We start from the raw sequence: 11,431 nt of genomic DNA, 5'->3' as shown, positions 1-11,431 counted from the left end.
TTATTCGATAAACATGTAGCAAGAGGTTAAACAAAGCGCTTTCAAAATGCAATGATTGTTAATTTAATTGAGTTGATTACTTGAATTATCAAGGATATATAGATTTAGCTTCAAAAGATAAGTATTCTTGTATCATTTTAACATATGGATTGTTTCTATCATGACTATGAATAAGTATGATATTGTTTTATTGACACAAAAGGATTTTATAGACCCAGTCAATATGACACCTTATATTCAAAACGTATTGATTGAAGATCGATTGTTGATTGAAGCACTGGAACATAAGGGATTAAAGGTCGCACGCACTCATTGGGATAATCAACAGTATGATTGGGCAGAAACCCGGTATGCTCTGTTTCGTGCTACGTGGGACTATTTTCATAGATATGATGAATTTTCTCTCTGGTTAAAAACTTATTCAAAGCAAATTCATTTTATAAATCCAGTTTCTATTATTCAATGGAATATTGACAAACACTACTTGAGTGATTTGCAACAAAAGGGAATTAATATTCCACCTACATTATTTTTACAGGCAGGGGAGTTATGCAATCTACGCCAGTTAATGAAACAGGCAGAATGGAAGAAGGCGATATTGAAGCCAGCTATAGCGGGAGGAGCACGTCATACCTATATGTTTGATCAGGATTCAGCTGATCATTATCAGGATTTGTTTCAAACATTGATTGAAAAGGAATCCATGCTACTGCAAGAATTTCAAGAAAACATCGTAAATAAAGGAGAAGTGTCTTTTATGGTGTTTGGTGGTAAATACAGTCATTCCATATTAAAAAAAGCGAAATCTGGGGATTTCAGAGTACAGGATGATTTTGGAGGTACTGTACATTCTTATGAGGCATCTCAAGAAGAAAGGAAGTTTGTTGAGAATGTCATAGCTCAGTGTGATGAGTTGCCAGTGTATGCACGTGTTGATGTGATGTGGGATAACAACAATAAATTATGTTTGGGTGAATTGGAAATGATAGAACCTGAGCTTTGGTTCAGGAACAGTACTCATGCCGCCTCCGCTATGGCAGATGCGGTGTGTGAGCATATATTAAGTAGTCGTCAATAGGCGTTAGGCATAGGAAAGTACACAGTTTTCTTCTGTGTAGGCTTAGCCATTTTGAGATGAATCCTGTACAAATGTTAGTGTTTTTGAGGGATGACATTCAAATTTACATTAGCTAGAGGTAGGGAAAAGAATATGAAAACAAGGATAGTTTCATTTTTAGTTATTTCTATGGCAAGCATTCACTTGCAAGCCGCTTCAGAAAGCATGGTTTGGGGGGGAGGTAATAGCTACTTAACAAAGTATAATTCTATTATCTTGAGCGATAAAAAAGGCTTAATGCTTATATCGGACAAAAAAACCGGGGAAAATTATCAATTAAAACCTGTTGAGTTTGATAGCAATCTCAACTCTGATGATACTCGTTATCGCATTTATTATCGAAATGTTCCTGTTTGGGGACACGAGCTGATTCTTCATAAGACAAATCAATCAAAAGCATTTTTTACTGGTGTCGATGTTTCTGAAATTGAGAAGGATGTTTTTCAGATAACTGGGAAATTGAGTCCTGGTGATATTGAAAATCAGATTTTAAAATATACCAGCGATTCAATTATTTATAAAAATATAGAAAAAATCATTTATTTGGATATGCAGAATAAGGCGCATCTGGCGTATCATTTATCTATGTATACTAATAATCCAGTACGTTTTGTGTCAGCTCCTAATTACATTATTGATGCTGATTCTGGTCAGACCTTGAAAAGCTGGGACGATTTAACTCATAAAAAGATTGGTCAGGGTCTAGGTGGAAATGTGTTTATTCTTCCTTATCGTTCTGGTTTATTTCAGCACGGCGATTCAATCAAGGACATCCCTTCTCTTGGAAAATTTGATGTGACGATCAAAGGGAAAAATTGTATTGTAGAGAGTCCTGAAGTGAGGGTAATTAATGCTGCACACACAGATTTAGATAAGCGCTCATTCCCTGTCCTGAGTATCGTAGAGATCTTTAAAAATATACCCGCTTTTTCCTATCCTTGCAGTGAGGATACTCACTATGTGAACATTAATGATGGTGATACCTCACCAGCAAACTATAGTTTTTCTTCAGTAAATGACGCTATGTACTTTGCTGGAATAACAATTGATATGTATAAGGAATATTATGGGGTAAAGAAACCTTTAGGTGACGATTTACCTTTACGAGCTTATACCCATATTAAAAATTTTGATAATGCGTTTGCAGTTCCTTCAATTAAAATCAAAGGGTTGTATTTAATGCATCAGCAAATCGTAATAGGGGATGGAGATACTAAATTAACAGCACCCGCACAGAGCACCCTATCTCACGAATTGTCTCATAACTTTACTCGATTGCATTCAAACCTGGTTTATAGTGGACAATCAGGAGGAATCAACGAAGCTTTCTCAGATATGGCTTCCATTGCCATGCAGGATTATTTACGTAAAGATTTTCCATGGTACTGGGATGGTGGAGATTGGTCCATTGGACGTGAAGCTACTATAAGTGGCGAGCCAATCCGTTATATGGATTATCCTGCAAAGGACGGTCAGTCCATTGAGCATACCGAGGCTTATCATGAGGATCTGGATGTGCATCTTACCAGCGGAATTTTTAATAAGGCCTTTTTTCTTTTAGCGAATAAGCCAAATTGGTCTGTGAGAAAAGCTTTTCAAATCATGGTGGATGCTAATATGAGATATTGGACATCGGGTACTTCTTTTGAGGCCGCTGCTTGTGGTGTTATCCAGGCAGCTGCTGATAGAAAGTACGATAAAAGGGATGTCGTGAGTGCTTTTGCCGATGTTGGTGTGATTTGTCCCATTGTTAGTTTGGTAAGCTGATTACTGTGATTCGAGGTGCTAATTGTCTCAAATGACAAATCACATTGGTTTGGGAATATCCCTATCCAGGCAATGTAAATAACGTGAGTTCAACATAAAAGGCATTTATGACTTTTATGCGCTAAACGAACGTTATCCCGTAAAAAAGCGAAGCTTTTTGTACGGGATCCATTCAAGATATCCAGTTCGATATAAGAAAAACCTTGGATTTTGCTTATATCGAATTGACGTTAAATAATAATTTTCATTTTGATATTTTTCTTCCAATCTGACAGTGATAACATCGTGTACGAATAGGATTTCAGTAGGGACAGATAATCACATGAATAAGGGAATGAATGCATTTGTATTCCTGGTTGCGTTAATTGCCGGATTTGGTGGTTTTTTATTTGGATTTGATTCCAGTGTTATTGCCGATGTCAAGGATCAGGTAATCTCCCAGTTATCACTTACAGATTGGCAATGGGCACAAGTGGTTAGCAGTAGTTTATTAGGATGCGTACTGGGAATTCCAATAAGTGGTCTTGTTGCGGATAGAATTAGCAGGCGATCATTATTAAAGATTGTGGCTGTAGGATTTATGATAGGGAGTAGTTTGTGTGCCTTAGCTCCTGGATTGTCTTTTTTACTCTTAGGTCGATTTGCCATAGGTATTTGTATAGGTGTTGCATCCTACATTGCACCTTTGTTTATTGCTGAAATTGCACCACCAAACCGAAGAGGATCTTTGGTGTTGATTAATGGATTAACTATAACTTTTGGGCAAGCTTCCGCTTATTTAATTGGTTACTTTCTTCATGACTATTCATTAATGAGTTGGAGGTATTTATTTTGGATAGGAAGCTTACCTTCTCTTGTTTTATTTTTAGGAATGCATTTTGTTCCTCATTCACCTCGATGGCTAATGGTTAAACATGGCGCAGAGGTCACTTTAAAGACTTTAAAACAAATAAGACCGTCCGGATATGATATTCAACAGGAGTTAGTTGAAATAAGAAACAATTTGGCAAAACCAGGCCGAAACTATAGCCAAATTTTTAAAAGACCGATCGTTTTTGTTTTATTGGTAGGTATTGGTTTGGGGATATTTCAACAGTTTTCCGGGATCAACGCGTTAATGTATTATGGACCAGTCATTTTTGAATCGGCAGGTTTTTTCCCAGTAAAAAATGCAATACTCGCTACATTTTTTCTGGGGTTAGTTAATTTTATATTCACGATTGTTACTCTATTTTCTATTGATAAATTAGGCAGAAGATTTTTACTAATTAGTGGCACCTTGATTGCATCAATTAGCTTATTTTTAGTGAGTCTCCTGTTTTACAATCCATTACTCACTAATAAATTCTGGATTGTGGGCTCATTGTCATTTTATGTGATGGGATATTGTATCAGTTTAGGCTCTTTATTCTGGGTTTTAATATCTGAAATATACCCTTTGTCAGTACGTGGTTTAGCGATGAGCATTGCAACGGTATTTCAATGGAGTGCTAATTTTGTCGTGTCGCTTTCTTTCCTTTCAATTTATCAATACACAGGGCAAGTATTTACTTTTGCCCTGTTTGCCTCATTTTGTTTATTAGCATGTTGGTTTGTTTATTATTTTGTTCCAGAAACCACCTCTATATCTTTGGAAAAACTGGAAGAAAATTTAAATACTGGAATGAAAATAAGAGATATAGGGCAACCCGTATCCAAAGATACCAAAATAACAAAATTTGAATTGATTATGGATTAATTATGAAACAAAAAATATGTCGAATCGGAATAGTTGGTGCTGGGAGGATTGGTAAACTTCATGCAGAAAATATTGTATTTCATTTACCGCAATTTAAATTAGAGTCCATAGCTGATCCCTTTCTCGATAGACATTGGGCAGAAAAATTAGGGATCCCTCATGCATCGGATCAGGCTGACGAAGTACTTTATCATTCAGATCTTGATGCTGTTTTGATCGCATCACCCTCTCATTTGCACTTGAAACAAATCATTGCAGCAAGTTCCAGCCATAAAGCAATATTTTGCGAAAAGCCAATCGGGTTGAATGAAGAAGAGATAGAGTCAGTACTGGATATCGTAGAAAGGAATAATACTTTATTGCAACTTGGATTCAATCGTCGATTTGATCCAAGTTTTGCCAATATTCAGAAAAGAGTACAAGTTGGTGAAATCGGCGCTCCTCATATTCTTCGTATCACATCTCGTGATCCTGCTTGTCCCTCCAAAGAGTATTGTGCGACATCTGGTGGAATATTTATGGACATGTCCATCCATGATTTTGATATGGCTCGTTTTCTTATGCAATCCGAAGTTGTTGAAGTTTATGCTACCGGAGCCGTTTTGATCAACCCGGATTTTGAGCAGTTTCATGATGTAGATACAGCAATCATTCAGCTGCGTTTTGCAAATGGAGCATTTGGTGTCATAGACAACAGCCGTCAAGCAATCTATGGATACGATCAAAGAATAGAAGTATTTGGTTCTGACGGTATGTTATTAGCAGAAAATCAGAAAGAGCATACTGTTACTCGATATTCAAGAAGTACGACGGATAGCGCAAAACCTCAATATTTTTTTCTTGAGCGTTATCAACAAGCTTATTTGGCAGAGTTGCATGCTTTTTATGATGTCTGGGATGCCAACGCATCGAGTCCAGTGTCAGGGTTCGATGGATTGCAAGCATTGCGTATTGCTACAGCAGCAAAACAATCATTGGAAAGACACTTACCAGTCTTATTGAGTTGAGGTTATTATGAAGAAGTACTCTGGGTTTTATTTTGATCAGAGCAGAGCAATCGATTTAATTTGTATGGGGCGCGTAGCAGTTGATCTTTATGCTGAGCAGATAGGCTTTGATTTGAAAGATGCAGCGAGTTTTAAAAAATATTTGGGGGGCTGTGCAGGGAATATTGCTGTCGGAGCTGCCCGATTAGGATTAAAAAGTCAGATGTTTTCTTGTGTCGGATCAGACGATTTTGGCAAATTCTTAAGGGAGGAACTAGAGCATGAAGGGGTTAATGTTGATTTATTAACTGAAACAGAAAATCATTTAACTGGTCTAGTACTTTTGGGTATCAAGCCTCCTTCTGATTTTCCTTTACTTTTTTATCGTAATGATTGTGCCGATATGCAGCTTAAATCCGAGCAAATAAATTTTTCAGATTTAAAAAATGCAAAAGCCTTATTAATAACTGGTACTGGTTTATCAACCCTGCCAATGAAGAATACTACATTGGAAGTTGTTCTTTCTGCGAAAAAAGCAGAGACAGCTGTCATCTTTGATCTTGATTATAGACCTGTTCTTTGGGGCCTAACATCAATTGGAGATGGTGAAAGTCGATATTATCAAAGTGAGCGAGTAAGTGATGCGTATCAGCAAATTCTTCCTTTATGCGATTTGATTGTTGGAACAGAAGAGGAAATATGTATTGCAGGTGGCTCAACTGATGTACGTACTTCATTAACCAACATTAGACAACGGACAGAGGCTCCAATAGTTATTAAATTAGGTGAGAAAGGGGCTCATGTCTATTTTGGACTGGGTAATGAAGTAATGCGATCCAAACCTTATCCCGTTGAAGTGCTTAATGTTTTGGGAGCTGGGGATGGTTTTATGTCTGGGCTTTTAGCCGGGTTATTAAAAGGAGAGTCCTGGGAGAAGGCGGCAACCTATGCCAATGCTTGTGGTGCGATAGTTGTTTCTCGACATGGCTGTTCCCCGGCTATTCCTTACAAAGAAGAATTGGAATATTTCATTAAGGAATATGATAGGGATCCACAGATATGGAACAGTCACTATTTAGCCCAAATGCATGAGCGACTTGGTAAAAATAAAATACCCCAAATACTTACTAAAAACCCGGACGGATTCAGCAACGGTTTTAACCCGATTGTAACTATGGGTAACTCACCTACAAAAATGAATTTCAGCTCTCTAAAATTAAATAAAGGTGAGAGTTATCAATTTAATAAAAATTATGAATTTGCTGCCTTGTTAATGACGGGAAAGGTCATTTTTAAATACGGCAATTATAATCATGAGGTAGAACGAGTTGATTACTTTTCTCAATCACCTTATGTGTTACATTGCTCAAAGAATGAACTTAGCTTTGTGATTGCCCTGACTGATTGTGAAATTTTATTAATAGAGACGGAAAATGAATGTTTGTTCCCACCAATATTATTTGATGCATCAAATATTCTTGAATTGGATAATAGAGGAAAAGAGATACTTGAGGACACATCCTATCGGCTTGTAAGGACAGTATTCGATAAACGAAACAGACCCGAATCAAATCTGGTCGTTGGAGAAATTATTACTTTTCAAGGGCGCTGGTCAAGTTATCCCTCTCATTACCATGTGCAACCAGAAATTTATCATTATCGATTTTCAGAGCCACAAGGCTATGGGTTTGGAGAAAATGGTAAGGAGGTCATGCGAATTGAGCATTATGATACGTATCAAATTGCTCAAAGTCAGGAGCATGCTCATTGTACTGCACCAGGCTATGCCCTATACACACTTTGGTTTATCCGACATTTAAATAATGACCCATACATCATGCCTACTTTTAGAAAAGAGCATGAGTGGACAAGGACTAATAAAGCCAATTTGAGAGTATGGCAAAGGAAATAATAGTCCTACTTATTTCGGAGTTAAGTAAATGAAAATAAAATTAACTATGGCGCAGGCCTTATTAAGATTTTTAGCTCATCAGTACGTAGTGTTGGATAATAAAGAGTATCGTTTTGTTAATGGTGTGTTTGGAATCTTTGGTCATGGCAACGTAACCGGATTGGGTGAAGCATTGGAATACGATGCTCAGGGCCTAACCTATTACCAAGGACATAATGAGCAAGGCATGGCTCATGCTGCAACTGCTTATGCCAAACAAAAAAACAGGTTAGGTATTATTGCTTGCACTTCCTCAATTGGCCCTGGAGCTACCAATATGATTACTGCTGCGGCTACTGCAACGACTAATAGAATTCCCTTGTTATTATTACCTGGGGATGTGTTCAGTTGTAGACAGCCTGATCCGGTTTTGCAGCAACTTGAAGTGCCTTATGATTATACTATATCAGTTAATGATTGCTTTAAACCTGTTAGTAAATATTGGGACAGGGTTAGCAGGCCTGAACAGTTAATGACAGCATGTATGCAGGCTATGAGGGTATTAACTGATCCGGTTGAAGCAGGTGCCGTAACTTTATGTTTACCTCAGGATGTCCAGTCTGAAGCCTATGAATATGAAGAATCCTTTTTTAAAAAACGTATATGGAGTATTGATAGAGAAAAGGTCAATGATGATGTGTTAGGAAAAGCGATCCAACTTATTAGAAAGGCTAAGCAACCATTTATAATTGCAGGTGGCGGTGTTCATTATTCTTTGGCAACTGAGATTCTAGCTGAGTTTGCTTTAAAACATCGCATCCCGGTTGCTGAAACGCAAGCAGGAAAAAGTTGTTTATCGGCTAAACATCCTATGAACGTAGGTGGTATCGGTGTGACAGGATCTGAAGCGGCAAATTGTTTGGCAGCCCAGGCTGATGTCATTTTGGTAATTGGATCTCGATTACAAGATTTTACAACGGCATCGAAATGGGCTTTTAAAAATCAGGAATGCCAAATAATTCATCTCAATGTGTCACGTCTTGATGCCATGAAAATGGATGGGATCATGTTAAAGGGTGATGCAAAAACTGGTTTAGAGCAATTAGAAAAAGAACTGGCAGGTTATCAAACCTCTCTATCTTATCAGCAATTAATTCTCCATTATCAAAACGAATGGGCTCAAGAGCTGGATAGATTAACTAAACTTTCTTTTTCAGAAAAAACAGGATTACATCAAACCAGTGTTTTGGGAATACTCAATCAGTACGTTACCGAGGAAGACGTGATAGTTTGCGCTGCGGGAAGTTTACCAGGCGACTTGCATCGAATTTGGCAATCGAAAAAAACAAAAGATTATCATTTGGAGTATGCTTATTCGTGCATGGGATATGAAGTTGCAGCAGGCCTTGGAGTGAGGATAGCAAAAGGAAACCAGGAAGGCGAAGTGTACGTTTTAGTTGGAGATGGCAGCTTTGTGATGATGCACTCTGAACTCTTAACAGCTATCCAGGAACGCAAAAAAATTACAATTCTCATTTTTGATAATCACGGTTTCCAATGCATCAGAAATTTACAAGAAGGTAATGGTAGTCTAGGCTTTGGTAATGAATTCCGCTATAGGGAACCAACAACTAACACTTTAAATGGGGATTATTTGTCCATTGATTTTTGCAAATATGCAGAAGGTTTAGGAGCGATTGCCTATTTTGCTGAGTCTTATGAGCAATTCCAGTCCGTTTTGGACTTAGCAAAAACACAAGAAAAAAGCACCGTTATTGTATTGCCTGTATTGCCAAAGACCATGAGTCAAGGATACCAGACCTGGTGGCGAGTTGGTATCGCAGAGGTGTCTCAATCCGAATTAGTTAATAAAGCGCATAGAATGATGCAAGAACAAATTGAAACCGTTAGACAGTATTAACAAGCAGGAACTAATGATGAGTATTAGACTTGGTATCGCACCAATTAACTGGTGCAATGATGATGACCCGAATTTGGGCAAGGACATCAGTTTTGAACAATGCATTGACGAAATGGCATTGGCAGGTTATTCCGGTACAGAGTTAGGGAATAAATATCCGCGAGATGTAACAACATTAAGATCAGCTTTGGAACAACGTGATTTGCAACTGTCCAGTTCGTGGTTTAGTACCTATTTTACTGAGTCTGGCCAATATGAAAAGACTTTATCAAGATTTCTCGAGCACTTAAGTTTTATGCGAGCGTTGGGCTCTTCATTCATTAATGTTTGTGAATGTGGTCATGCTATACAAGGTACTAATTTACCTATATTAAGTGACCATATCCCTCGGTTTACCCAAGAGCAATGGAGTATACTGATTCAAGGATTGCATACATTAGGCCGAATCGCTTACGACTTTAACATGAAGATTGTTTACCATTACCATGCCGGTACGGGAGTATTTTTAGATAGTGATATTGATTTTCTAATGACAAATACAAGTCCGGGATTAGTTTCTTTATTACTGGATACTGGCCATGCGACATTTGCAGGAATGGACCCTGTTAATTTAATAGATAAGTATGGTGATCGTATTTTATATGTCCATCTAAAAGACATTCGTGATGACGTATTAAGACAAGTTAAAATCGAAGGGCTTAGCTTCATGGATGCAGTAAGAGCTGGTGTATTTACTGTACCTGGTGATGGAGTAATTGATTTTATACCGATATGGACGGAACTTCAAAAACATTGTTTTAATGGATGGATGATAGTAGAAGCGGAACAGGATCCGGAAAAAGCGCCTCCTTTGGAATATGCCAAGAGAGCATATGATTACTTGCGTTCATTTGTTTATTAAAGCATTAGTTTAGTATTAATTTTAAGTGGTTCAGTGAATAGAATATATATCAAGTTTAACCGATAAATATTTTTTTCTAACATAGACTAATAAATTTATTATAATAGGGAGGTTACTGATGCCATCCAGGGACAAATTGATTCAATCTACCATAAGTGCTTTTTTGATTCTTATTACATCGAATGCAGCGTTAGCAGAGAGTCAAGTGACTGAAAAGTGTTATGGGGTAGTTAAAAAAGGCATGAATGATTGTTCAACTGCTACTGCTGATTGTGCTGGATCATCTACTAAAGATAGCCAAAAAGATGCTTTTATTTTGCTACCCAAAGGGACTTGTGAAAAAATTGTTGGTGGATCATTAGAAAAAGGCAAATAACAAGTTATTTAATGTAACTGGATATTTTGAATGGATCCCGTACAAAAAGCTTCGCTTTTTTACGGGATAACGCTCGTTTAGCGACATAAAGTCATAAATGCCTTTTATGTCGAACTCACGTTAATTTAGGAAATCAATATGAAACGGAATTACATACATCTAATTTTTTTAATATTTACTCTTTTTACATTTTCTCCTGGTATTAATGCGGAATCGCAACCCCTGATTTTGGATAATCAACATACCTATGTATTATGGAAGGTAAAGCACTTGGGTTTTTCAACTCAAGCAGGAAAGTGGTATGCCAACGGCCAACTTACCATTGATAAGGACCATCCACAACAGAGTAAGGTGAAAGTAATTATCAAGATTGATGATATCGTTACTGGTATACCCGAACTGGATAAACATTTGAAAGGGAAGCTGTTCTTTGATACTAAACAGTTTCCAACAGCAACTTTTGTAAGTAACAGAGTGGAAGTCACAGGGAAAGATAAAGCTAAGGTATATGGAATGCTGACCTTACACGGTGTCACAAAGCCTATCACACTGAATGTGGTTTTGAATAAAGCGGGAATTAATTTATTGAATGACAGAGAAACGGTTGGTTTTAGTGCTACCGCTTCATTGAAACGTTCTGATTATGGAATAAAAGCTTTAATACCAGAAGTAGGTGATGATGTTGATCTGGAAATAGAAGCGGAAGCCTATCTGGATAAAAAATATGGATAATG

Annotated in this window: 9 protein-coding genes; all 9 read left to right on the top strand. The window is 37.4% G+C overall.

Annotation, left to right across the window (positions count from 1 at the left end):
- Positions 1–160: 160 nt before the first annotated feature.
- The 9 genes from ACZ5EK_RS08680 (at position 161) to ACZ5EK_RS08640 (ending at position 11,429) form a co-directional block, all read left to right on the top strand.
- Positions 161–1,078 (top strand): ATP-grasp domain-containing protein, encoded by a 918-nt coding sequence (locus ACZ5EK_RS08680; protein WP_464429107.1) that lies wholly within the window; start codon positions 161–163, stop codon positions 1,076–1,078.
- A gap of 132 nt (positions 1,079–1,210) precedes the next feature.
- On the top strand, positions 1,211–2,884 hold the full coding sequence (locus ACZ5EK_RS08675) for a M4 family metallopeptidase (protein ID WP_464429105.1): 1,674 nt from the start codon (positions 1,211–1,213) through the stop codon (positions 2,882–2,884).
- A gap of 322 nt (positions 2,885–3,206) precedes the next feature.
- Positions 3,207–4,622, top strand: a complete 1,416-nt coding sequence (locus tag ACZ5EK_RS08670; protein WP_464429104.1) for a sugar porter family MFS transporter — start codon at positions 3,207–3,209, stop codon at positions 4,620–4,622.
- A gap of 2 nt (positions 4,623–4,624) precedes the next feature.
- A complete protein-coding gene (gene iolG, locus ACZ5EK_RS08665) occupies positions 4,625–5,629 on the top strand; it encodes an inositol 2-dehydrogenase (protein ID WP_464429102.1) in 1,005 nt (334 codons plus the stop codon).
- Between the two features lie 7 nt (positions 5,630–5,636).
- Positions 5,637–7,520, top strand: coding sequence for a 5-dehydro-2-deoxygluconokinase (gene iolC / locus ACZ5EK_RS08660; protein ID WP_464429100.1), 1,884 nt, complete (start codon positions 5,637–5,639; stop codon positions 7,518–7,520).
- Positions 7,521–7,548: 28 nt separating this feature from the next.
- A complete protein-coding gene (gene iolD / locus ACZ5EK_RS08655; RefSeq protein ID WP_464429099.1) occupies positions 7,549–9,420 on the top strand; it encodes a 3D-(3,5/4)-trihydroxycyclohexane-1,2-dione acylhydrolase (decyclizing) in 1,872 nt (623 codons plus the stop codon).
- Positions 9,421–9,436: 16 nt separating this feature from the next.
- Entirely contained in the window at positions 9,437–10,321 is an 885-nt protein-coding gene (gene iolE / locus ACZ5EK_RS08650) for a myo-inosose-2 dehydratase (RefSeq protein ID WP_464432473.1), read from the top strand.
- Between the two features lie 118 nt (positions 10,322–10,439).
- On the top strand, positions 10,440–10,697 hold the full coding sequence (locus tag ACZ5EK_RS08645) for a BufA1 family periplasmic bufferin-type metallophore (RefSeq protein WP_464429097.1): 258 nt from the start codon (positions 10,440–10,442) through the stop codon (positions 10,695–10,697).
- 138 nt (positions 10,698–10,835) lie between these two features.
- Entirely contained in the window at positions 10,836–11,429 is a 594-nt protein-coding gene (locus ACZ5EK_RS08640; RefSeq protein ID WP_464429095.1) for a YceI family protein, read from the top strand.
- The last annotated feature ends 2 nt before the right edge of the window (positions 11,430–11,431 follow it).

This window comes from Legionella sp. JM-2024, from assembly GCF_055389095.1.
The sequence above is the reverse complement of the archived record's forward strand: the minus strand, read 5'-3'. Positions and strand labels throughout refer to the sequence as shown.

Excerpts from the sequence above, each read along its gene's own strand:
- ACZ5EK_RS08640 (WP_464429095.1), top strand. The coding sequence starts at position 10,836 with ATGAAACGGAATTACATACATCTAATTTTTTTAATATTTACTCTTTTT.
- ACZ5EK_RS08645 (WP_464429097.1), top strand. The coding sequence starts at position 10,440 with ATGCCATCCAGGGACAAATTGATTCAATCTACCATAAGTGCTTTTTTG.
- iolG (WP_464429102.1), top strand. The coding sequence starts at position 4,625 with ATGAAACAAAAAATATGTCGAATCGGAATAGTTGGTGCTGGGAGGATT.
- ACZ5EK_RS08680 (WP_464429107.1), top strand. The coding sequence starts at position 161 with ATGACTATGAATAAGTATGATATTGTTTTATTGACACAAAAGGATTTT.
- ACZ5EK_RS08670 (WP_464429104.1), top strand. The coding sequence starts at position 3,207 with ATGAATAAGGGAATGAATGCATTTGTATTCCTGGTTGCGTTAATTGCC.
- iolC (WP_464429100.1), top strand. The coding sequence starts at position 5,637 with ATGAAGAAGTACTCTGGGTTTTATTTTGATCAGAGCAGAGCAATCGAT.
- ACZ5EK_RS08675 (WP_464429105.1), top strand. The coding sequence starts at position 1,211 with ATGAAAACAAGGATAGTTTCATTTTTAGTTATTTCTATGGCAAGCATT.
- iolD (WP_464429099.1), top strand. The coding sequence starts at position 7,549 with ATGAAAATAAAATTAACTATGGCGCAGGCCTTATTAAGATTTTTAGCT.
- iolE (WP_464432473.1), top strand. The coding sequence starts at position 9,437 with ATGAGTATTAGACTTGGTATCGCACCAATTAACTGGTGCAATGATGAT.